Source organism: Lysinibacillus sp. Bpr_S20, from assembly GCF_023337835.1.
Taxonomy (GTDB): domain Bacteria; phylum Bacillota; class Bacilli; order Bacillales_A; family Planococcaceae; genus Lysinibacillus.
The window spans coordinates 259586-282170 of record NZ_JALNLQ010000005.1 but is presented as its reverse complement, the minus strand read 5'-3'; the positions used below and the strand labels follow the sequence as shown (position 1 = coordinate 282170).

Below are 22585 nucleotides of genomic sequence, written 5' to 3'. Positions count from 1 at the left end.
CTTACCACTCAATCCCTTCAACACTTTGTTTTTCATTATTGATCGTAACGCTTTCGATCTCTCCGCTTTTAACTTTAATAATTTTGTCTGCCATAGGCGCAATCGCAGAATTATGTGTCACTAAAATAACGCATTTCTTCGTGTCTCTGTTTAAATCTTGTAGCAGCTTTAATACGGACTTCCCAGTTACATAATCCAGAGCTCCGGTTGGTTCATCACAGAGTAAAAGTAAAGGGTTTTTTGCAACAGCTCTAGCAATAGCAACTCTTTGTTGTTCTCCACCAGAAAGCTGAGAAGGGAAATTTTTCACACGATCCGCTAATCCGACTTTATGTAAAATCTCTTTAGCGTCTAGAGGGTGTTTACAAACTTCTGTAGCAAATTCAACATTCTCAAGAGCGTTTAAATTAGGAATTAAGTTATAGAATTGAAAAACAAAACCAATTTTCTTCGCACGATATTCCGTTAGATTTTTTTCGTTCAATCTTGTTATTTCTTGATTGCCAACAAACACTTGACCTGAGCTAGCCGTATCCATACCACCAAGAATATTCAAAATCGTGCTTTTACCCGCTCCACTTGCCCCTAATATAACGACGAATTCCCCCTCATATATGGAAAAATCAACACCATTAAGGGCTTTGATTAGAACTTCCCCTGTTTTGTATTCTTTCGTTACGTTTTTAAATTCAATTAGCTTTTTCATTTATTTCATCCCCTCAAAAAATTTTTTATCAACGTAAAGTAACTCTAAAATAAACAACTTTTGTCGTATATTTTAGAGTTGCGGACTTCGCTACATTATCAAAACCGTTAATCACTTCAAGAGATGATTTAAAAATCTTCTAATAATATATAAGTAGATAAAATTAAAATTATACATGTTTGGTAAAAAATACACTTTAAATTCCAGCCATTTTCAACTATTAGTAGACATAATAAAATAATTGTTGAAACTATTCTCGAATTGTTTATAAGAACGAAGATAAATGGCTCTCGTCAGAAAAATACGGATTTAAACGTTAAGTAAAGAAATGTGCCAAAACAACGCTTTAGGACGCTTTAATCCCATTGAGAAAACAACCCGAAAATCGGTATAATAGGTATATGAAAGAATAAATTCGAAAAAGTTGGTGTCACGAATGCTGAAAAAAACACTTTTTACAATATCATTTGCACTTATTTTAATGATTCCTATTTTTATCATAAATAAAATTTTACCCAATAATGATATACGATTTATTTTAATTGGCATTAGTTGCACGATTGTTATCGGGTTTTCTCAATACTTAAGTGATAAATGGTTCGCTACTAAAGAATAAATTAGTTTCAAAAGCCACAAATGCTGTTAAATTAGTGTTTTGTGGCTTTTTGTATGAACATAGTTACGACAAGTGTGCTATGTGAATAAAAACATGTATAAAAAGACAATTTATCAACGCTGTAAATCTGCATTTTTCAACCGCTCTCAACTTCAACTAATGGTATGCTTTAGTTAAATATTCGATTTACGAAATATCAAACAAAAAAACAAAGTAGAACTTACGCATTTTGTAGATTAACTCTGTTTTTATGTTTTAAACAGCAACAAATTTTTAGAAAACAGCCAAATAAAAAAGGAAGCACGTAGGCTCCCCAAAAATTTCACTCAATTTAAATTTAAATTTATCCATTTTGACAAACAGCTATGAAGAACGTTGAAGCGTGCGTTCTTTTAAAGCGCTGGTTAACCTCTACTATGAATTTTTCATTGTCTAAAAGAATATCAGCAGCATGCTTTCCGAAAGAACGTATGACGTCGCTGTGTTTTTTTATGTATAAGAAACTTTAATTTGTACAAATTAATATTGAGTGTATCGCACGCACTTATATGGTTATGGCGCTAGTTGACCGTCACGGCCACCCCATTTGTTAACTAGGGTCAATCCATCCCCATGACCCTAGTTATTTAAATTACTAATTCTACATATAGAGGTGCTTTAATTGACTATATTCGGAAAATGCTTATATATCACATTCTTTGTCACAATGTTCTTATTTACAACAGTTTGGGATTTTATCAAAAATGGTGATTTGGCTTTACTTGAAAATTTTTTCTTTTCCTTTTGGGTAGCAAGTTTTTTATTCATGGCATTGCTACTTAGAAGTAAAAAAGATGAAGCTGAGAAAAGCTAAATACAAGCGGATTTTAACTGAATATTTTCCACAGTTTACTCCTATTGACATTTAAAGGTCAGTGTAAAAAACTTTCCTAATCCTTTTTGATTTGCTAATCAGTATGAAACATCTTCAACCGGCTACATCTTTCTTAACTAAGTATCCATAAAAAAACAACTCAGCGGTTAATTCAACCTCTAAGTTGTTTTTTTATTATTTCGTTAACGCCTTCATATCTGCCACAATCGTCTCAACTGGTACATCTGTTGTAGCGACATAATCCTTCACAACAAACCCATCAGCATTTACTAGGTAATACCTTCCCGTATGTACAACTTGATCAGAATTCGGATCATTTTTTACATGTGATTTAAACGATTGCATGGCAAACTGTTCTATAAACTTTTGATCATAGCCAGTTAATAGTTGCCATTTGCTTGCATCCGGCACTGAATACGGTTTCAAATAATTCGTTAAAACTTCTGGTTTATCAACCTCAGGATCAACACTAAATGCGACAATTTGATAGTCTTCGACGCCTTTATCCTGAAGTGCCTTTTGTACTTCTGTCATGTTATATGTCATTGGCGGACAGATAGAATTACAATTAGTAAAGACGAACATCGCTAACCATGGCTTTCCTTTAAAATCATTGAGGCTAACCTTTTCATTTTTTTGATTGGTTACCGAGAAATCTTGAACTTCTATATTCGTTTCAGGTTCAAATTTATAACTTCCGCAAGCAGACAGTATGCTACTTAATGTTAGGATCAACACGAGCATGACACTTTTCTTTTTCATTTATTTACTCACTTCCCTTCAATTTACCATCGTTATTTATTGTATAAATTATAGTTACTCAATACAAGATATGAGCTTATCCTTTCAAGTTTTTATGACAATCCAATGTATATTGTACAATTTTGGTATATTAATGTCCTTAATTTTTAAGATCGTTCATACTTTTTTAGAATTTTTTCGAAGCTGTTTTTTATTATTTCGATTATTTCCCGGGCTATCACATGATTGTTATATAACAAATATTTTTTACTCTTTAGATTTATACGCGATATGAATGAACAATAATAAATCCTCAAAAATTCTCTTTCATGTTCAAATTTTCTCCAACATTCAAAATTATCATTCTCAAACTATTATAGGAATATTATTCTAAGAGACAATTCAATTCTCTCTCATACAGATTATTTCTAGCAAAACCTTATTATTTCTATGTTATTCCCTCAATTCGAAAGTGATTAAAAATTTTAAAAACTCAAAATTTAGTATTGCATTATAAGAATCTTCCCCATAAAATAAGTGAATATAACGACGAGAGAAAAAGAAATATGTCGTTTAAGACAGAAATATATAACTTTAGGGGGGAATAATAATGGCAAACATTTCTGGGGACAAAAATATAGATTCAGTTGACTATCATGCAATTGAAGCTATGGAATCGTTCAACAAGTTCGTGAAAAAGAAAAACACCTTTCTTTTCTCGATCACAGCAGTTTTTTTAACACTTTATATTTTGTTACCAATCCTTGCTTTCCAACCTGTACTACAACAAAAATTCTTCGGAAATATTACGGGTGTTTGGGTTTATTCAGCAGGATTATTCATAATGACTATCGTTCTTTGTACAGTTTATGTGAAAAAAGCAGCATCATTCGATAAAGCTGCCGCAGCAATACTAGCTGAGTATCAGGCGAAAGGTGGAAATTAAATGAATTTAGTATCCGTTGGTTTCTTTTTAGCAATCGTTGGTTTAACACTTGTAGTAACCTATATCGCAGCGAAGCGTACGTCTTCTGCAGCTGATTTCTATACTGCTGGCGGTGGTCTAAAAGGTTGGCAAAATGGCTTTGCAATCGCCGGTGACTATTTATCTGCAGCGGCATTCCTCGGAGTTTCCGGTGCAATTGCGTTAACTGGTTTCGATGGCTTCTTCTTCTCTGTAGGCTATGTAGTAGCTAACTTAGTTCTTCTTTATGTCATTGCAGAACCAATGCGTAACTTAGGTCGATACACTTTAGCAGATATGCTTACTGCCCGTTTTAATGAAAAACGTATACGCGGTGTTGCTGCGTCAGGAACAATTATCATCGTCATTCTTTATATGATCGCACAATTAGTTGGTGCCGGTGCTCTTATTAAATTATTGTTTGGTATTGAGTATTGGATTGCAGTTTTAATAGTAGGTGTTATGATGACTACTTATGTATTATTCGGTGGTATGACAGCTACTTCTTGGGTGCAAATTATTAAAGCTAGCCTTCTTTTATTTGGGACAGGCGTATTAGCTACATTAGTACTCATAAAGTTTGATTTCTCTCTTATGAAAATGTTTGATACGATCGCCACGGATCATGGTGAGGAATTCCTTGTGCCAGGAATTAAATATACAAGTACTATTGATTCTGTTTCGATGATGATGGCGCTTGTTTTAGGTACATCTGGGTTACCTCATATTTTAATGCGCTTCTTTACAGTTAAAGATGCTAAAACTGCACGTTCTTCTATTTCATGGACGACATGGATTACAGCTATTTTCTTCTCATTAACTATTTTCTTAGGTTTTGGAGCATTAAATTTTGTAGGTATCGATAAAATTCTTGCTGAAAGTAAAGCTGGTAACACAGCTGCCCCACTACTTGCTAATTACTTGGGCGGTGATGTGTTAATGGCATTTATCGGTGCAGTAGCATTCGCAACCATTTTAGCTGTTGTTTCGGGCTTAGTTTTAACAGGAGCTTCAGCAATTTCGCATGATATTTATGGTGAAATTATTAAAGGTGGTCAATTAACGGAAAAGCAACAAGTTGTAGCAGCTCGCACAGGCTCGATTTCTATTGCCGTTGTATCCATTATCCTTGCGTTATTTGCGCAAAACTTGAATGTATCGTTCCTAGTATCCTTTGCATTTTGTATCGGTGCTTCGGCAAACTTACCGGTTATTCTTTACACAATTTACTGGAAAAAATTCAATTCAACAGGTGCTATTACAGCGATGGTCACTGGTTTATTATCATGTTTAGTATTAGGTGCAATGGGACCAAATGTATGGAGTCCTGTGGAAGGAGCGGCAATCTTTGTTGGTAATCCTATCGTGCCGTTAGCTGTACCAGCGGTCATTACGGTTCCCCTTGGCTTTATCGCTGGTTATTTAGGGACTGTTCTATCTTCTAGCAAAGTACCACAGGAAGAAGCGGATCGCATTTATAAGGAAATTCGTGTGAAAGCGAACACAGGTGTATCAGTTTCTGATATCTCGCATTAATTGGTTGCAACCATCCAAATTATTGAAAAAATATCTATCAATCATCCTATTCAACTTAATAAAAATATCAAGTTAAAAAACTCGGTTTTAAGTCGAGTTTTTTAATTTTTTTACTATAAATATTTACCAATTTATTTATCGAGCAATATTATTCTCCTTGAAAAAAACCTAATTTCCACTGAGTAAATAGTGTTTATTTTTTATAAAAAACCAATTTCATTTATAAATTTTATCCGTATTTTTCTCCTAAAAAGTCTAGCATTGGCCTAACTCCATATATTTTCAGAATTATCCAAAACTCTTTTATTTCTTGGCTTTGTCATGTATATTCTCTTTCAGGAATATTTTTCAGAAAATTATTTTTTCATAATTTTTCTGAAATGTATTGCAATTTTGTGAACTTCCTCATAAAATGAAGATGTGAATTCACTAAACTAGCAAAATTAAGTCTTTAAGCAGTAAAAATAAACACAAATGGGGAATGTTAATGGGGAACAATCAAGAGAATAAGAGCATCATGATTGACTATGACGCGATTGCAAATCAAGAATCGTTTAAAGCACTTGTGCGAAGAAAGAATTCATTTCTTTGGTCAATGACTGTAATCTTCTTAGCAGCATACATGTTGCTACCAATTCTTACTTCTTACACAAAAGTACTACACCAAAAGGCATTTGGGGAAATTACTTGGGTGTGGGTATATTCAGCAGGACTTTTCATCATGACTTGGTGCTTATGTCACTTATATGTAGCAAAAGCAAATAGCTTTGATAAAGAGGCTAAGGCAATTATCGCTGAATACGAGAATGGAGGTGGCCGCCGATGAGTAACGGGATGAGTTTAACAGCCATATTCTTCTTCGTAGCCATTGTTGGTTTAACATTAGTTATTACTTGGTGGGCATCTAAACGAACGTCTTCTGCAAGTGACTTCTATACTGCAGGCGGTGGGTTAACAGGCTGGCAAAATGGACTAGCCATCGCTGGTGACTACTTATCAGCAGCATCTTTCTTAGGAATCGCCGGAGCAGTTGCATTATTTGGATTTGACGGATTCTTCTTCTCTATCGGTTATTTAGTAGCTTACTTAGTGGTTCTATACATCGTTGCTGAGCCATTACGTAACCTTGGTAAATTTACATTAGCTGACATGATTACAGCGCGTTTCGATAGCGCTAAAGTTCGTGGAACAGCAGCTTTAAGCACTATTACAATTGTTTTATTCTACATGATTGCACAACTAGTTGGTGCAGGAGCACTTATTCAATTACTTTTAGGGATCGACTATTGGGTTGCCGTATTAATCGTAGGCTTTATGATGACGACATACGTGCTATTCGGTGGTATGACGGCAACATCTTGGGTACAAATTATTAAAGCTTGTCTTTTAATGTTAGGTACTGTGATTATTTCATTCTTAGTATTAAAAGAGTTCGGCTTTAGTATTGCTACGATGTTCAAAGAAATGGAAACTGCCACTGATAGCGGTGCAGCTTATTTGAACCCAGGTCTTAAATATCAAAATGGCGTTGATACTATTTCAATGTTAATCGCTTTAGTATTAGGTACAGCGGGACTTCCACATATCCTAATGCGCTTCTTTACAGTAAAAGATGCGAAAACTGCACGTTCTTCAGTTATTTGGGCTACTTGGATTGTAGGTATTTTCTACATTCTTACAATCTTCTTAGGCTTCGGTGCAGCGAAATTTGTTGGTAAAGAAGCGATTATTTCTGCAAATGCTGCTGGTAACATGGCTGCTCCACTTCTTGCTGAAGCACTTGGTGGGGACATTCTATTCTCATTCGTATGTGCGGTAGCTTTCGCAACAATCTTAGCGGTAGTAGCAGGTCTTGTACTTTCTGGTGCATCTGCCCTATCACATGATATTTACGGTCAAATCATTAAAAAAGGAAAAATTACAGAGAAAGAGCAAGTACTTGCCGCTCGTATTGGTTCGATAACAATCGCTGTTATTTCAATCCTTTTAGCACTTGGTGCACAAACATTAAACGTAGCGTTCTTAGTATCACTCGCATTCTGTATTGCAGGTTCAGCTAACCTACCAGTAATCATCTATACAATCTACTGGAAACGCTTTAATACAGCTGGTGCTATTACAGCAATGTTAACAGGTTTAATCTCTGCTTTAATTCTTGTAGCAGTTTCACCAAACCTTTGGAATCCAGTAGAAGGAAAAGCTATTTTCGTTGGGAATCCGTTAATTTCGTTAACGAACCCAGCAATCATTTCTGTACCACTTGGCTTCCTTGGAGGATTCATCGGAACATTACTTTCTAAAGAAACAAATGATAAGAAATATCGTGAAGTGGATGTTAAAGCAAACACAGGTATTTCTGTACAGGACGTATCTCACTAATCATATGACAACTGCCTCGTAAGTTAACACTTACGAGGTTTTACTTTTTCTTCCGTATTCGGTACTATATTTACAAATGACACTTGGAGGTAGGTAACATGTCACACTCTAACGCAAAGAAGAAACGCATGCATGTTAAACGCACTAAAGGAAAGGACGTCGAAAAAAATCGTCAAACGTCCCCTTTCAGTACACATGAACGTGTAACAAAAACAAAAAAAGAAAGCATTGAACATAATTTTACAAAGTACAAAAAACACAACCACATGGAGGATCATTAGTGGTTGTGTTTTGCTTGTATGGAGACATTTTGAACTTTAAAAGTGATTAGTTTTGGTATGAAGTATAACGGATACAGTAAAAGAAAAAGATTAGGTATCCACCACGTAAGATCGAAATCAAGCTTTATTGTCCAAAAAGCAATCGCCTGTAATCCAGAACAAAATGTTAGTGTCAGTGATACTAAGGCAAACGCTCTCCACTTTTCATTTTTTATTTTAAATAGATAAAGACTAATAAAACCAGTAACTGAAATTAAAATATCTAGCGGGAAAAACGACCAATTCCAGATAACTAATAATTCATTTTGATAATCCTGATATAAATAGTCTTCTGGAATCAACTGAAAAAACGTGACAAGCCAATAAAGTATAAAAAAGAAATCTGTACCTAAAAATAGTAGTCTTAAACTTTTACTCATCTACAGCCCCCATTTAGTTTTCTTCATTAACATTACCCTTAAGAATACCAAGCATCAGGATGTCTACCATTTCCTGCATTGTATCCTGAAGTGACATCATATCTCTGTTTTGGGATGCACGTTCCATCAATCGATAAAGCCCACCAATATAGACTTCTATAAATATCTCTTTATGAAAGGTACGTATTTTATTTGTTACAATTCCTTCATCTATTAACGTAACGATGCCTGACCATTGTTCATGAATAAATTTATCAACGGTCTCCCATTGCTTTGGATAATATCGTTGAAGCTCTTCTAAATATTGGAGCTGAGCAAATGTAAAATCGGCTGGAATTAGTACAAGACATTTTTGTAGTTTTTCTACAAGATGTAATGTTGCATCATGCAGTATTTCATTTTCTTTCAACTTTAGTTCATGAATTGCTAGATCAATCATTTCATTTAGTAATTCTTCCTTTGAAGGATAATAACTATACAATGTTTTAGTACTCATACCTAGTTGCTTTGCTAAATCCCCCATCGTAAACCGAAATCCTTTTCGTTCAGCTTCACTTATTGATACCTTTAAAATTCTATCTTTCAAGATGATCACCTACCTAAAGGAAAATGAAAAAATATTTTTGTTTTCCTTATTTTCCATTTAATAATAGTACTTAATGAAAATAATGTCAATGTAAATGAATGCTAAGTATTTCCACAAGCATACCCCCGTCCAATTTTGGATGGGGGTAAAATAAAATGTTATTCAATAATCGCGCCGATTTAGTTCTCGACTTTTAATTTGAAATTACTTTTTGTATCTGATCATTAATATTATCTTTCGTTAATCCACCGTGGTAACAAACTACAGATTCTATGTCGAGGTCTAGGTATTTCTTCAAAGAGAGTCGAGCCTCTTTTAAATCCAGTACTGTTGGGACATGAATTCCCCCAATTACTCCATCTACACTGTACAGCGAATCCCCAGCAACCAATGTTTTACTTTGTTTCAAATATAGACTAATATGGCCAGGGGTATGCCCCGGAGTATGAATGACTCGAATTCCGCCGCAATATGACAGTTCTTGGCCGTCAATCAAGGTATCATTCACTTTCCCCTTCGGCGGATTCTCTATGTGCCCATCTTTCAAAAGAGGTACATCTCCCTGGATATAAGGCTTATCTAGTTCGTGAGCATAAACTTTAATATTCCTTCCACACTCCTGTAAAATCTCAGGAAGACTACCTATATGATCTATATCCTGATGCGTCAAAATGATTACTTTTAGTTTGTCGAACGACACTCCTATCTTTTTCATTGCCACTCGTATATCTTCAATTTGTCCAGGGAACCCAGTGTCAATTAACACAGCCATTTCATGATCCCATAATAGAGTGGGATGAATAATATTTCCGTGAAATTCGAGCTGGAGCATTTCTACACCTTTAGAAATTTCCATAACTTTACACTCCCTTATAATTAGTTTTCACTAAGCTGTAAATTAATTGAATATAACACAAACATCCTTTAGATTTGACTTGTTTCATAAAAGTTCCCTGCTGTTCTGTTCTATTTCCCGGATAAATTTATACACAATCGCGCCCGTTTACGAATATGTAATTACTAGTTGATTTTATTTAGCCCATCTAATTTACCGGAACAAAACCTAGCAGGTTAATTTTTAACATCCTGTAAAACAGCCCTCTTTCCCGAAAGTAGCTTCCGTAATGTTTCGAAGTTAACTAAAAGCGTTCCAACAATAATCGTCAAAGTTCCTATACCTGTTAGCCAAGAAATATATTCATGATAGAAAGTAGCACCTAGTATAACGGCAATTAATGGTGAGATATACAGCCATGTTGAAGGAAAAACAGGATTTGTCCGTGAGACAAGCCAATAATAAAGACTATGGCCAATCATTGAACCAAAAATAGTTAAATAAAGAATAGAGCCGATTGAAGCTGGGCTTAAAAAATAATCAAGCTGAATGTTCTCGGTAAAAAGTGACAAAATGATTAATAAAATCCCACCATGCATCATTTGCGCTGCATTTAAAGCTATCGGAGATGTCGCTTCAAATTTTTGGATGACATGCTTCGTATAAATCGTTCCAGATGCATAAAATGCTTCACCCAATATAATAGCGAAACACCCAATCATCCAGAAGGGACTAATCTCAATTGAAAAGCTAGGTAAGATCAAGAGCGTGACACCAATGACTCCCACGACACAACCAATGAATGAATTCCGATTTCCTTTTTGCTTCAAGATGAATGTCTGAATAACGATGATCATCATTGGACCTGTAGCAGATAAGACCGCTGCAATCCCTGATGTTACATACTGTTCCGCCCAGTATAACATGGCAAACGTCCCGAAGGTTAAACCTACTCCGGTAAAAAACATCTCTTTCCGAAATAATAACCTTATTGTCGTTTTCTTTCTCCACACCATAAAACTAAATAGCAGAAAACCAGCAATGAAAAAACGAAGTCCCGCTGATAAAAATGGAGGCACTCCTGCATCAACACCAACTTTAATCGCTAAAAATGTCGTTCCAAAAATCAAACACATGAAGAAATAATTAATCATAACCAAATAAAACTCCTCCTTTTTTTCTATCATAAAAGAAAGACAATAGAACAGATTGAAAAGGATAGAACAGATTAGATTAGATCGTGGTACAATCGTCTTGAATAGGAGGAATCGATGTGAGCAAAGCGATTCAAAATGGAAATTATCTTTTTAAGAAGGTTTATGATTATGTACTGCACAAAATAGAACGTAAAGAATGGAAAGAACATGAAAAGATTCCCTCCGTCCGGCAATTAGCATCTGAAATGAATGTTCATCGATTAACTGTATTAAAGGCCTATCAATTACTGAAACAGCATGACAAAGTTTATGTAAAAGATAAAGCAGGCTATTTTGTCCAATCAAATGAGACAAAAAATCCTGAATATCTATATCTGGACAATCCAATTGTTTCTGCATACGTACAAAAAAATCATTTATCTGAAATCCATCAAACACCGGTTTCCTATCATTTTTCTCAGGCATTAATTGATCCAAATCTTTTGCCTAATCATTATTTTTCAGATTACGTAAAGAAAGTCTTTGATCTTTATCCAAAAGTTCTTGCAACCTACTCAACTGTGCAAGGTGATTTAGAGCTACGTGAAACACTTACTCAATATTTTATCAATCAGTATAAAACTCATCTCAATGCAGATGATCTGTTAATCACTTCTGGCTCACAGCAAGCGATCCACTTAATTGCTCAAACTTTCATTAAGCCAAATGACGTCGTTTTATTTGAACGTCCTAGCTATAGTGCTGCGATTGATATTTTTAGAGCACAAGGAGCTCAGATTGTAACGGTTGATATCCATCCAGACGGGTACGATTTAAAGCAGGTTGAATTATATATGAAACAATATAAACCACTTCTTTTTTATCTCAACCCAACATTCCATAACCCGACTGGTTACACTGTTTCAGTTGATCAGCGCAAAAAATTATTAGAATTAGCTGAACGATATCGATGTCTATTAATTGAAGACGACGCCTATCACGACATCTATTTTGATCATGCCCCGCCACCACCCATTTACACATATGATACTGCTGGGACAGTCATTTATATCCGAAGCTTTTGCAAATATATCTCACCTGGCTTGAGAATTGCAGCTGTTATTTGTCAATCATCATTAATGAAATCACTACTAACAGTAAAATCGTTAGCCGATAATGGTTCACCACTTCTCAATCAGAAAGTTTTTCTCCATTACTTTTCATCACTAAGATTGCAGCAGCACTTGGAGAAAATCCGGATTGCCCTACAGATTCGTAAGGAAATCATGGAGAAAGAACTAGCAGTAACAGATTGGAAATGGACCAGTCCAAAAGGAGGTCTTAATTTATGGGTGCAACTCCCAGATAATATTCCAACAGAGTTATTATTAACCAAAAGTATCGAAAACTCTATATCCTTTGTACCAGGTCAAATTTGTGATCCATTGAAACAACTTTCATCCTGGATACGTCTAAGCTATTCTTATACAAATGAAAAACAACTACGTGAAGGGGTAAAAAAGTTTGTTACATTGGCACTATCACTCTCAAAGTGACGGGGGCCTTTCGTGATTCTAATATTTTTATCAGCGATGTTTGGCGTTTTATCAGCGATTCTAACTCTTTTATCAGCGATTCTGATACTTTAAACAAAAACACAGCTGTTCTTTTAAAGAACAGCTGCGTAATTCGCTATAAATGATAAAATGTGGTCGTATTTCTTGTAATGATGTGTGCCGCTTCCTGTGTTGTAAGCCCTTTTATCGATGCGATAACCTCTATCGAATGATCCATCATCCAAGGTGATGTTCGTTTATTGTCAAAAGTACCTTCGAACGGCCATGGTCCATCTGTTTCTACCATCATGAGCTCGATTGGGTATTGTTTAATAAGTTGTTGAATTTCAGTCTCATACGTACAATCAGGCGTGACAGAAATGAAATACCCATTAGAAATCATCCGTTCAACCACTTCCTCATCGCCTTTAAACCAATGAAAATGCGCTTTTGTTACATGATGTTTTTCTAGCAAATCACAAACAATCGCCGCGTCCTCATAAACAGCATGTAAGACAATCGGTTTATTCAATTCCTTTGCCAATACAATAAATCGTTCTAGCAATGCCACATACGGATGATCATCAATAGTCTGTTCCTGCCTCAAATAATAAGGCAGCCCTACCTCGCCAATTGCCACCATGTCATGCGCATGTTTGCGAATCCAACCAAATAAGGCCTCTTCCTCCGTTTCACTAGGTAAAGCTTGTTCCGGATGAAAGCCAAACGCTGCGTTTACTTTTGCGTAGGCTTTCGACAGCTTCAACGTCTTCTCACATGATGGAAGATTCATGCTAACGGCAATTACATGTTCAGCTTCCTCTAGTAAAGCAGGAACCTCATTTTCCTCATACTGATCTAAATGAATATGTGCATCAATCAACATTCGCCTCATCCTTTTCTTCTTTTAAATACGTGAATAACTGTTGTTTCAATGCCGTAAAGCTAGCAGAATGGCGAATTTCTTCTTGTCGTGGTCTTGCAAACGGTACGATAATTTCCTTTTTCACCGTCGCCGGCCGCTTCGTCAGTACAATGATACGATCCGCTAAAAAGAGAGCTTCCTCAATACTATGTGTAACGAACAATATAGATTTTCGATATTTTTCCCAAATTGATAAAAGCCAGGCCTGCATTTCAAGCCTTGTAAACTCATCCAGTGCAGAAAATGGCTCATCTAAGCACAAAATAGGTTTGTTACTAACGATGGCGCGAATAAACGATACCCGCTGTTGCATGCCACCCGACAGCTCATTAGGATACGCATGTTCAAACGCTGCGAGTCCCACTTTGTCTAACCATTCCTTCGCATCGTTGACATTTGGTTTTCCTTGAAGCTCATCCACTATCGTGATATTTTCTACTATCGTACGCCACGGTAATAGACATGGCTGCTGAGGCATATAGCCAATCGTTCCTCTTGTTTGCTGGATATCTGTACCGTTTAATAAAATAGCACCTGCATCAATAGAAGTAACACCACCAATTAATTGAAAGAGTGTACTTTTTCCACTACCTGACGGACCTATAATTGCAACAAATTCCCCGTCCTTCACCTCAAAAGATAAATTACAAATGACCGGAAGAGCATCAAAGGATTTGTCAATGTTTTGAATGCTCAGCATGAAATCCTCTCCCCTTCACAACAAATTTTTCTATTAATCGAATCGCACTAAATAATAGTAAACTTAAAAATACGATGGCAAAAATCGCTACAAATACACGGTCTGTTCTAAATGAAGATTGTGCCAATGTCATATAGACACCAATCCCCTTTTTCGCACCTAACCATTCCGCAATGACAGCCCCCATTACGCTATAAGTTGCCGCAATCTTTATGCCCGAAAAAATCGATGGGTACGCATAGGGCCATTCAAGCTTCCAAAAAGTTTGTGCCTTCGTTGCACCAATCATTTCAAAATAATGCTTCAGCTCAGGCGCAGTTTGACGAAAGCCATCCATGGCTGAAATAACAATAGGGAAAAAGCACACAAGACAAATAATAATAAGCTTTGGCAATAAACCAAAACCAAACCAAATGATCAATAGCGGTGCAAGGACGAGTACAGGGATATTCTGTGACATAATGAGAATAGGGTAAAATAACTCCCGAACGAACGTAAAACGATGTAATAATACGGCAACGGTTAGTCCACACAATATGCCAATGGCAAGGCCTAGAAGTGCTAATTGAACAGTCGCTAAAGCATGTGGCACAAACGTCTCATACGATTGAGAACCTTCTTTCAAAATGGCACTCGGTGTAGGCAAAAGCCAATGTGGAATATCAGCAAAACGGACAATTAGTTCCCAGATGAATAAGAGGAAGGCGATAAAAATTATCGTCCTTCCTTGTTTGAAAGCTTGCTTCATCACTTGTATTTCTCCGTTAGCGTATCCATTGTAATACCAGATGGCTGATATAAAATTTTCACTTGCGTAATAACATTGATTGCTCCGAGCTCAACCATCTTAGCATTCATTTTTTCAATAATTTGTAGCAAAGTCGTTAGCTCGCCCTCCATTGTCGTTTCTAACGGATGCACTTCATATTTCACCCCTGATGCGTCAATAACCGCAATCGCTGCATCGACAAAGGGGATCACATCTTCATATGTTTTAGTTTTCGGGATAATTTGTACACTTATTAATGAGTTTGCCATATTACTTTGTCTCCTTTTTCGGTAAAAAGTCGTTTGTAAATGCTTGTTTTGCGTTAAACTCGCCCTCTAAAACTTTGTTGTCGGCCATCCATTTCGCGTAGTTTTCCCAGACTGCTAGTTTTTGCTCACCCCATTGTGTAGCGTCGTCTTGATACTTATCTGCTAGCCATTCCTGACTTTTATGCACAAGATTCTTATCTAAATCAGGAACCGCTTCTAGTAAAATATCAGCTGCTTCATTAGGGTGATTTATTGCATACTCATAGCCCTTTGCTACAGCAGCGACAAATGCTTTTACCGTCTCAGGATCATCCTTCATCATTTTTTCATTTGTAGCAAGTACAGGTGTGTAATAATCTAGCTGCTTGCTATAATCTGTTAAATAAAGCATGTTCAGCTTTTCACCACGAAGTTCTGCTTCAATACCTGTCCATGCATAATAAATCCATGCAAAATCAATATCTTTTTTCATCATTGTGAAGAAATCTAAATCGCCTGCATTGACGATATCTAACTTATTAATATCCGCATTTTCTGTTTGCATAAGTGACTGTAATACAGCCTTTTCAAGTGGTGCACCCCAGCCACCGTATGTTTTACCTTCAAAATCCTTTGGTGATGTAATACCTTTTGATGCGATAGATGCGAAGCCAGAAGTATTATGTTGAATAATCGCTGCAATCGATACTAAAGGTACATCCTGCACACGCGCCTGAGTAATTCCTTCCTGATAGCTTACGCCAAACTGAGCCTTCCCAGACGCTACGAGCTGATCTGCACCCGCTTCACCAGGTAATACAATATCAACATCTAAGCCCTGTTCCTTAAAGTAACCCAGTTTTTCCGCGACATATAAACCTGTATGATTTGTGTTCGGTGTCCAATCAAGAACCACCGATACTTTTGTTAATCCATTAGCATCCTTTTTAGCCTCTTTTTCGCTACAACTCGCTAATGTGAAAAGTGCAGCCATTAGGACCAATAACCATTTTTTCATGCCGAATCCTCCAAGTAAGTAGTGTGAAAGTGTTCATGAATGAATGTCTGTACCAGAAGAAAGCGTATTCATAGTCTTTTTATACGAAAGGCCTGTGCATGCATCAAAAAGTCCGAAAAACATAAAAAACGCCTAGGATTCCTCCCAGACGTTATACAATCAGTATCAAAAACTTTCTTTTTTTGAATAGATGTTCCCTACGCTGGTACGAGCCAAATCAGGTTCAAAGGGTCAGCATCTATCGGACACAATCTCAGCTGGCAACACCAGCCCCCCTACATTCTTTCCATATGAACTTTTCGATGATTATTATACCCATAACTATCCGGAAATGACAAGGCTCTGTTTACCGATTGCGCAGTAAATATAAATTTAACAGCATAAATCTCTATCTTCAAAAACTCCATTTTCTGACATAGACCAGTCCATTGATGAAATTTTCTTTATCAGCGATAATTGGGAGTTTATCAGCGATTCTGTTACTTTATCAGCGAATATCAGAAGTTTATCAGCGATTGCCCTAGTTTATCAGCTGAAAAAACAAATAAAAAAAACCCAGCTCTCAAAAAGAGCATGGGCTAGATAAACGAATTTTATTTCTCTTCTTTTTTGACTGTAAAGACATGTGAAATGGCACCGTCTGTCGCAATATCTACTTTAAAGGAGCCGTTGGAGTGGCGATCTGCTCGGGTTAATGCTTGTACATCAAGAATCTCTTGTACGCCTTTTTCCGTCTCGATTGTAAGCTGTTCCTCATCAGTAACTTTTTTGACAGCCACGATACGATGTGGGTTCGCTTTTAACTCTGTTAATACTTTTAAGCCGCGTTTTGCACGACTTGTCATTTCTACTTCGGCAACATTCATTTTCTTCACAGCACCGCGATGTGTGACAATCGCAACATAGGCCGTGTCATTTGGCGGTAAAACATTGATGCCGACTAATGCTTCTCCATCTTTCAGCGTAATCCCTTTGACGCCACCTGTTTTGACACCCGTTACCGGCAATTCCTCTATTGGGAAACGAATCGCATAGGCAGTATCTGTCGTTAACATTAGTTCTGCCTCGTCCGTCACAATGTCTGCAAAAATCATTTCATCGCCTGACTTAACATTCATCGTTTTGATTGGTTTCGAATAGCGTGTAACAGCATAATCAGCTACAGGGGAGCGTTTAATTTGTCCATCCTTCGTAGCTGTTAAAATATACGTATTGGCCTGTTCGAATGTTTCAAAACCGTATACAGCAATAATAGACTCATCTTCCCCAGTCGGCACGATACTGGAAATATGCTGACCAAGATCCTTCCATCGAATATCAGGTAGTTCATGGACAGGCTGATAAATATAATTGCCTCGATTTGTGAATAATAGTAAATGATGCTGTGTATTTAAATTTGCTTCATATAATAAATAATCGGAATCCTTCATCGCAAAATCCTGACCATTCGAAGCTGCATGTGAGCGTGTAGATGTACGCTTAATATAGCCATCCTTTGTAACTGTCACAACGACCTCTTCACTTGGCACAAGGACATCTAATGTAATTTTGATTTCTTCAATTTCTTGTTCGATTTTTGAACGACGTGGCTCTGAAAAACGCTTTTTAATATCCTGTAGTTCTTGTTTAATGACACGTACAAGTTTTGCTTCGCTATTAAGAATACCTTCTAGCTTCGCAATCAATTTATTTAACTCTTCCTGTTCAGCACGTAATTCAGTAATATCCGTATTCGTTAAACGGTATAATTGCAAGCTCACGATAGCCTCTGATTGCACTTCCGTAAAGCCAAACTTCTCCTGTAAATTTGTTTTGGCATCGCGTTTATCATTTGAAGAACGAATGGTTGCAATGACTTCATCTAAAATGGACAACGCCTTTATCAAGCCTTCCACAATATGCGAACGATCTTTAGCCTTTTGCAAATCGTAAATGGAGCGGTTCGTTACGACTTCCTTTTGATGGGCAATATAAGAATCGAGTAACAATGGCAATGTCATCATTGTCGGACGACGATTATGGATCGCAATCATATTAAAATTATAGGCTACTTGTAAATCAGTTGTTTTGAACAAGTAATTTAAAATCCCTTGTCCAGGCACATCTTTTTTCAGTTCAATCACTACACGTAGGCCAGTACGATCCGATTCATCACGAATTTCCGAAATTCCTTCAAGGCGTTTATCTACGCGTTGCTCATCGATTTTCTTTACAAGATTCGCTTTATTAACATCATATGGTAATTCAGTAATAACGATTTGCTCTTTGCCGCCTTTAATGGGCTCAACAACTGCTTGCGCGCGCACGATGATTTTACCGCGACCTGTTTCGTATGCCTTTTTAATACCATCAACACCTTGAATAATACCACCAGTTGGGAAATCAGGCCCTTTAATGACTGTCATTAATTCATCAACAGTCGTATTAGGGTTATCTAAGCGCATAAGAACACCGTCTAGCACCTCATCAAGTGCGTGCGGAGGGATATCCGTTGCATAGCCGGCCGAAATACCCGTTGAGCCGTTGACTAGTAAGTTCGGGAAACGCGCTGGTAAAACAGTTGGCTCCATATCCTGATCATCAAAGTTTGGTACAAATTCAACCGTTTTCTTGCCGATATCGCGTAGCATCTCCGCTGCAATAGCAGAAAGTCTTGCCTCTGTATAACGCATCGCGGCCGGTGGGTCACCATCAACAGAACCATTATTCCCGTGCATTTCAATAAGCATATGACGCGCTTTCCAATCCTGACTCATGCGGACCATTGCTTCATAGACTGAGCTGTCACCGTGAGGGTGATAATTACCGATAACATTACCGACCGTTTTTGCTGATTTACGGAATGGTTTGTCGTTCGTATTGCCCTCCGTAAACATTGCATATAAAATACGTCGTTGAACAGGCTTAAGACCGTCACGTGCATCAGGCAACGCGCGGTCTTGAATAATATATTTACTATAGCGACCAAAACGGTCACCCATGACTTCTTCTAAAGGTAAATCTTGAAACTTTTCAGTACTACTCATGTTGGTCCTCCTCTTGTTGGATGAATTCATTGTCTAAAATATTTGAATCATCCTCCATACCGAAGTTTACATTGGCTTCGATCCATTTACGGCGCGGCTCTACCTTATCGCCCATTAATGTTGTCACACGTCTTTCAGCACGTGCACCATCCTCAATTGTTACACGAATTAATGTACGCGTATCAGGGTTCATCGTCGTATCCCACAGCTGGTCAGCATTCATCTCACCAAGACCTTTATAGCGCTGTAATATGTAACCCTTTCCAACTTTTTTAATAGCCTTTTGTAAATCATTTTCGGTCCAAGCGTATTCAATCACTTCTTTTTTACCAGTACCCCTTGAGATTTTATAAAGTGGTGGTAACGCGATAAATACCTTTCCAGCTTCAATCAATGGTCGCATATAACGATAGAAGAACGTTAACAGCAGCACTTGAATATGCGCTCCGTCCGTATCAGCATCGGTCATAATAACGACTTTGTCATAAGCAGAATCCTCAACTGAGAATTCTGCACCGACACCAGCACCAATGGCATGAATTATCGTTGAGATCTCCTCGTTTTTCATAATATCCTGAAGCTTTGCTTTTTCCGTATTAATGACTTTACCACGCAATGGCAAAATCGCTTGGAACGTACGATCTCGTCCTTGTTTTGCAGAGCCTCCTGCTGAGTCACCTTCGACTAAATACAGCTCGTTTTTCGCTGCATTGCGAGATTGTGCAGGTGTTAATTTTCCAGAAAGAATTGTACTGCCTTTTTTACTCTTCTTGCCGTTTCGCGCATCTTCACGTGCTTTTCGAGCCGCTTCACGTACTTGTTGCGCACGAATAGCTTTCCGCACAAGAGATGCAGACAATTCAGCGTTTTCCTCAAGCACATATAAAATTTGCTCCGAAACAACACTATCTACGGCCGAACGTGCCTCACTCGTCCCAAGCTTACCCTTAGTTTGACCCTCGAATTGCAGTAAATGCTCTGGTATACGAACAGAAACAACCGCCGCTAAGCCCTCTCGAATGTCTGTCCCTTCAAGATTTTTATCTTTATCTTTTAACAAACCTATTTTGCGTGCATATTCATTGAAAACACGCGTTAACGCAGACTTAGCTCCTGTTTCATGTGTCCCGCCGTCACGTGTACGTACATTGTTAACAAATGAAAGAATTGTTTCTGAGTAGCCATCGTTGTATTGGAAGGCAAATTCTACTTCGATTTCATCTTGAATCCCTTCCACATATTTTACAGGATGAAGTACATCTTTCTCCTCATTCAAATAAGCAACGAAAGCTTCAATTCCGTTCTCATAAAAGAAAACATCATTTTTGCCTTCCTCGCGTTCATCGATTAACTCAATTTTTAAGCCTTTCAATAAAAATGCTGATTCACGTAAACGTTCTGCAAGCGTATCATAATTGTATTTTGTTACAGAGAAAATTGTGTCATCTGGTAGAAAATGAACAAGCGTTCCTGTTTGTTTTGTTTGTCCTACCTCTTCTAATGTCGTAACAGGATGACCACCATTTTCAAAACGCTGACGATACTTCTTACCATCGCGATGAATTGTTACTTCTAAAAAAGTTGATAAAGCATTCACAACAGAAGAACCTACACCATGTAAGCCACCGCTTGTTTTATAGCCGCCTTGTCCGAATTTACCACCAGCATGTAAGACTGTAAAGATGATTTCAGGAGTTGGTTTCCCCATTTTATGCATACCTGTTGGCATTCCTCGGCCGAAGTCTCGAACGCTGATACTTTGATCTTTATGAATAGTGACAATGATATGAGAACCAAAACCAGCCAGTGCTTCATCCACCGCATTATCTACGATTTCATATACTAGGTGATGAAGTCCACGGCCATCTGTAGAACCGATATACATGCCGGGTCGTTTTCGTACCGCTTCTAATCCTTCTAATACTTGAATGGCGTCATCATTATAGACGCTTGGTGACTGTTTATTCGCCAAAAAATTCCCCTCCAAAAAACAAACGCATGTTCTATTTATATTCTCTTCCTAATAATAATAGCATTTCCTAACAATATCTAGTGTCAGGCCCAATAAATTTTTAAAATTTCCTCACAGCTTCGTCGTTTTGATCTGTTTACCGAAAGAAAAATTTGCAATAGTTGCTTCAATATGTATTAAGAACTCTTCTATTCCCTTGACGTAGGGCAGCAAGCTTTAGTTGCATAAATAAAACAACAAATGACTAACTTCTGCTCATTACTCTTTTTTAACGAAACGCTGAAGGCTTTGAACTTTCATTAAAAAGCATTTGAATATTCTCAGAAAAATATACAGTCCAATACTAAATGGGTTTCTTCTGCCTAAAGAAGATTCATACTAGCTTACTCTAGAAATTAAAGATAGACTTCTATTCTACCAAAGGAATGAGTGATTGACAAAATTGCCATTTTACCTATATTTTTAGAAAGGGCTTTCATGCTGTCTACATGAATCATGTCAAAAAGCCTAACCTCAGTTTAAATACATAGAAATCCTTGCAAAATAGTTATCTTTTGTAATGAATTCAAGATACACGAAGAAATCTCCTTCATGACATTGTAGATTATAAAGAAAAAGTGTAAAATAATTGTTACATATTATTAGTACCAAGTGATAATTTATGAATGAAAGGAGTCCAGCTATGCTAAATGGACTTATTATTTTATGTGCTTATCTAATCGGCTCAATACCTTCAGGATTATGGATAGGCAAAATTTTTTATAAAACGGATATTCGTGAACACGGAAGTGGTAATTTAGGTGCGACGAATACATTTCGTATTCTAGGAAAAAAAGCAGGAATTGTCGTGACAATTATGGACGTCTTAAAAGGTACGGCAGCCGTATTACTTGCAGCTCTTCCTGTATTCTCTGAAGTCTCCATTCACTCGCTAATTCTTGGACTAGTAGCCGTAATTGGTCATATGTTCCCGATCTTTGCTGGTTTCCGAGGTGGGAAAGCGGTAGCAACATCGGCAGGTGTTCTTTTAGGTTATTCATGGCCTCTATTTGTCTTACTATTTATTGCTTTTATTGTAACATTAAAAATAACGAAAATTGTAAGCTTAACTTCTATGATTGCCGCTTTAGTAGCACTAATCTATTCAATCGTTTATTATTTTGTTACCGGTGATTTTGCGTTAGGTATTTTAGTAGCATGTTTATTTACCTTTATCATGTATCGTCACCGAGCAAATATTGTCCGCATTAAAAATGGTACCGAACCAAAGGTGAAATGGCTATAACGAGGAGAGGAAC

The 22585-nt window shown here is 37.1% G+C and carries 22 protein-coding genes and 1 riboswitch; of the genes, 9 read left to right on the top strand and 13 right to left on the bottom strand.

Annotated features, from left to right (window positions below; translation table 11 throughout):
• Window position 1: 1 nt before the first annotated feature.
• A complete protein-coding gene (locus MWJ95_RS15180) occupies window positions 2-706 on the bottom strand; it encodes an ABC transporter ATP-binding protein (RefSeq protein WP_249074703.1) in 705 nt (234 codons plus the stop codon).
• Between the two features lie 436 nt (window positions 707-1142).
• Here MWJ95_RS15180 and MWJ95_RS15175 point away from each other — a divergent pair, with 436 nt between their 5' ends.
• Both MWJ95_RS15175 and MWJ95_RS15170 read left to right on the top strand, forming a co-directional pair.
• The gene (locus tag MWJ95_RS15175; RefSeq protein ID WP_249106531.1) at window positions 1143-1322 is read left to right on the top strand and encodes a hypothetical protein; all 180 of its coding nucleotides are present in this window, start codon (window positions 1143-1145) and stop codon (window positions 1320-1322) included.
• Window positions 1323-1983: 661 nt separating this feature from the next.
• Window positions 1984-2175 carry an RNA polymerase subunit sigma gene (locus MWJ95_RS15170; protein ID WP_249074702.1) on the top strand — a complete coding sequence of 64 codons (192 nt, stop codon included), beginning with the start codon at window positions 1984-1986 and terminating at the stop codon, window positions 2173-2175.
• A gap of 195 nt (window positions 2176-2370) precedes the next feature.
• On the opposite strand, the gene MWJ95_RS15165 is transcribed toward MWJ95_RS15170, so the two are convergent.
• Window positions 2371-2958 (bottom strand): SCO family protein, encoded by a 588-nt coding sequence (locus tag MWJ95_RS15165; protein WP_249074701.1) that lies wholly within the window; start codon window positions 2956-2958, stop codon window positions 2371-2373.
• A 589-nt stretch (window positions 2959-3547) separates the two neighbouring features.
• Here MWJ95_RS15165 and MWJ95_RS15160 point away from each other — a divergent pair.
• The 5 genes from MWJ95_RS15160 (at window position 3548) to MWJ95_RS15140 (ending at window position 8097) form a co-directional block, all read left to right on the top strand.
• A complete protein-coding gene (locus MWJ95_RS15160) occupies window positions 3548-3883 on the top strand; it encodes a DUF485 domain-containing protein (RefSeq protein ID WP_249074700.1) in 336 nt (111 codons plus the stop codon).
• Complete coding sequence (locus MWJ95_RS15155) at window positions 3884-5437, top strand: solute symporter family protein (protein WP_249074699.1); 1554 nt, start codon at window positions 3884-3886, stop codon at window positions 5435-5437.
• Between the two features lie 487 nt (window positions 5438-5924).
• Complete coding sequence (locus tag MWJ95_RS15150) at window positions 5925-6263, top strand: DUF485 domain-containing protein (protein ID WP_249074698.1); 339 nt, start codon at window positions 5925-5927, stop codon at window positions 6261-6263.
• Window positions 6264-6271: 8 nt separating this feature from the next.
• Window positions 6272-7816: a solute symporter family protein gene (locus MWJ95_RS15145; protein ID WP_249074732.1), complete on the top strand. Its 1545-nt coding sequence runs from the start codon at window positions 6272-6274 to the stop codon at window positions 7814-7816.
• Window positions 7817-7914: 98 nt separating this feature from the next.
• A complete protein-coding gene (locus MWJ95_RS15140; RefSeq protein ID WP_249074697.1) occupies window positions 7915-8097 on the top strand; it encodes a hypothetical protein in 183 nt (60 codons plus the stop codon).
• Here the strand turns inward: MWJ95_RS15140 and MWJ95_RS15135 are convergent.
• The 4 genes from MWJ95_RS15135 to MWJ95_RS15120 form a co-directional block, all read right to left on the bottom strand.
• Complete coding sequence (locus MWJ95_RS15135; RefSeq protein WP_249074696.1) at window positions 8094-8516, bottom strand: DUF5360 family protein; 423 nt, start codon at window positions 8514-8516, stop codon at window positions 8094-8096. The genes MWJ95_RS15140 and MWJ95_RS15135 overlap by 4 nt on opposite strands.
• 13 nt (window positions 8517-8529) lie before the next feature.
• Complete coding sequence (locus tag MWJ95_RS15130) at window positions 8530-9102, bottom strand: TetR/AcrR family transcriptional regulator (protein ID WP_249074695.1); 573 nt, start codon at window positions 9100-9102, stop codon at window positions 8530-8532.
• A gap of 193 nt (window positions 9103-9295) precedes the next feature.
• Entirely contained in the window at window positions 9296-9958 is a 663-nt protein-coding gene (locus MWJ95_RS15125) for an MBL fold metallo-hydrolase (protein ID WP_249106529.1), read from the bottom strand.
• Window positions 9959-10173: 215 nt separating this feature from the next.
• Window positions 10174-11097 (bottom strand): DMT family transporter, encoded by a 924-nt coding sequence (locus MWJ95_RS15120; RefSeq protein ID WP_249106527.1) that lies wholly within the window; start codon window positions 11095-11097, stop codon window positions 10174-10176.
• Window positions 11098-11210: 113 nt separating this feature from the next.
• Between MWJ95_RS15120 and MWJ95_RS15115 the strand changes: the two genes are divergently transcribed.
• Window positions 11211-12629, top strand: a complete 1419-nt coding sequence (locus tag MWJ95_RS15115) for an aminotransferase-like domain-containing protein (RefSeq protein ID WP_249106521.1) — start codon at window positions 11211-11213, stop codon at window positions 12627-12629.
• A 136-nt stretch (window positions 12630-12765) separates the two neighbouring features.
• Here the strand turns inward: MWJ95_RS15115 and MWJ95_RS15110 are convergent, their stop codons facing one another.
• The 7 genes from MWJ95_RS15110 to parE all read right to left on the bottom strand — a co-directional run bounded on the left by MWJ95_RS15110 (window position 12766) and on the right by parE (window position 21287).
• Complete coding sequence (locus MWJ95_RS15110; RefSeq protein WP_249106519.1) at window positions 12766-13515, bottom strand: TatD family hydrolase; 750 nt, start codon at window positions 13513-13515, stop codon at window positions 12766-12768.
• Window positions 13505-14254, bottom strand: coding sequence for an ABC transporter ATP-binding protein (locus MWJ95_RS15105; RefSeq protein WP_249106518.1), 750 nt, complete (start codon window positions 14252-14254; stop codon window positions 13505-13507). Before MWJ95_RS15105 ends, MWJ95_RS15110 begins: the two co-directional genes overlap by 11 nt.
• Complete coding sequence (locus MWJ95_RS15100; protein ID WP_249106559.1) at window positions 14232-15002, bottom strand: ABC transporter permease; 771 nt, start codon at window positions 15000-15002, stop codon at window positions 14232-14234. The genes MWJ95_RS15105 and MWJ95_RS15100 overlap by 23 nt, the downstream gene beginning before the upstream one ends.
• Window positions 15002-15292 carry a thiamine-binding protein gene (locus MWJ95_RS15095; protein WP_249074689.1) on the bottom strand — a complete coding sequence of 97 codons (291 nt, stop codon included), beginning with the start codon at window positions 15290-15292 and terminating at the stop codon, window positions 15002-15004. The genes MWJ95_RS15100 and MWJ95_RS15095 overlap by 1 nt, the downstream gene beginning before the upstream one ends.
• 1 nt (window position 15293) lies before the next feature.
• A complete protein-coding gene (locus MWJ95_RS15090) occupies window positions 15294-16289 on the bottom strand; it encodes an ABC transporter substrate-binding protein (protein WP_249106516.1) in 996 nt (331 codons plus the stop codon).
• Between the two features lie 177 nt (window positions 16290-16466).
• A riboswitch (TPP riboswitch) is annotated at window positions 16467-16576 on the bottom strand.
• A 306-nt stretch (window positions 16577-16882) separates the two neighbouring features.
• The gene (gene parC / locus MWJ95_RS15085; protein ID WP_249106514.1) at window positions 16883-19315 is read right to left on the bottom strand and encodes a DNA topoisomerase IV subunit A; all 2433 of its coding nucleotides are present in this window, start codon (window positions 19313-19315) and stop codon (window positions 16883-16885) included.
• Window positions 19308-21287, bottom strand: a complete 1980-nt coding sequence (gene parE / locus MWJ95_RS15080; RefSeq protein WP_249106510.1) for a DNA topoisomerase IV subunit B — start codon at window positions 21285-21287, stop codon at window positions 19308-19310. The genes parC and parE overlap by 8 nt, the downstream gene beginning before the upstream one ends.
• Window positions 21288-21969: 682 nt before the next feature.
• On the opposite strand from parE, the gene plsY reads away from it, so the two are divergent.
• Entirely contained in the window at window positions 21970-22572 is a 603-nt protein-coding gene (gene plsY / locus MWJ95_RS15075; RefSeq protein ID WP_249074685.1) for a glycerol-3-phosphate 1-O-acyltransferase PlsY, read from the top strand.
• Window positions 22573-22585 lie beyond the last annotated feature (13 nt).

What these genes read in the sequence shown, in the direction of transcription:
- MWJ95_RS15180 (WP_249074703.1), bottom strand. Translation starts at nt 706, where the DNA reads ATGAAAAAGCTAATTGAATTTAAAAACGTAACGAAAGAATACAAAACA.
- MWJ95_RS15175 (WP_249106531.1), top strand. Translation starts at nt 1,143, where the DNA reads ATGCTGAAAAAAACACTTTTTACAATATCATTTGCACTTATTTTAATG.
- MWJ95_RS15165 (WP_249074701.1), bottom strand. Translation starts at nt 2,958, where the DNA reads ATGAAAAAGAAAAGTGTCATGCTCGTGTTGATCCTAACATTAAGTAGC.
- MWJ95_RS15160 (WP_249074700.1), top strand. Translation starts at nt 3,548, where the DNA reads ATGGCAAACATTTCTGGGGACAAAAATATAGATTCAGTTGACTATCAT.
- MWJ95_RS15155 (WP_249074699.1), top strand. Translation starts at nt 3,884, where the DNA reads ATGAATTTAGTATCCGTTGGTTTCTTTTTAGCAATCGTTGGTTTAACA.
- MWJ95_RS15150 (WP_249074698.1), top strand. Translation starts at nt 5,925, where the DNA reads ATGGGGAACAATCAAGAGAATAAGAGCATCATGATTGACTATGACGCG.
- MWJ95_RS15145 (WP_249074732.1), top strand. Translation starts at nt 6,272, where the DNA reads ATGAGTTTAACAGCCATATTCTTCTTCGTAGCCATTGTTGGTTTAACA.
- MWJ95_RS15140 (WP_249074697.1), top strand. Translation starts at nt 7,915, where the DNA reads ATGTCACACTCTAACGCAAAGAAGAAACGCATGCATGTTAAACGCACT.
- MWJ95_RS15135 (WP_249074696.1), bottom strand. Translation starts at nt 8,516, where the DNA reads ATGAGTAAAAGTTTAAGACTACTATTTTTAGGTACAGATTTCTTTTTT.
- MWJ95_RS15125 (WP_249106529.1), bottom strand. Translation starts at nt 9,958, where the DNA reads ATGGAAATTTCTAAAGGTGTAGAAATGCTCCAGCTCGAATTTCACGGA.
- MWJ95_RS15110 (WP_249106519.1), bottom strand. Translation starts at nt 13,515, where the DNA reads ATGTTGATTGATGCACATATTCATTTAGATCAGTATGAGGAAAATGAG.
- MWJ95_RS15105 (WP_249106518.1), bottom strand. Translation starts at nt 14,254, where the DNA reads ATGCTGAGCATTCAAAACATTGACAAATCCTTTGATGCTCTTCCGGTC.
- MWJ95_RS15100 (WP_249106559.1), bottom strand. Translation starts at nt 15,002, where the DNA reads ATGAAGCAAGCTTTCAAACAAGGAAGGACGATAATTTTTATCGCCTTC.
- MWJ95_RS15095 (WP_249074689.1), bottom strand. Translation starts at nt 15,292, where the DNA reads ATGGCAAACTCATTAATAAGTGTACAAATTATCCCGAAAACTAAAACA.
- MWJ95_RS15090 (WP_249106516.1), bottom strand. Translation starts at nt 16,289, where the DNA reads ATGAAAAAATGGTTATTGGTCCTAATGGCTGCACTTTTCACATTAGCG.
- parC (WP_249106514.1), bottom strand. Translation starts at nt 19,315, where the DNA reads ATGAGTAGTACTGAAAAGTTTCAAGATTTACCTTTAGAAGAAGTCATG.
- plsY (WP_249074685.1), top strand. Translation starts at nt 21,970, where the DNA reads ATGCTAAATGGACTTATTATTTTATGTGCTTATCTAATCGGCTCAATA.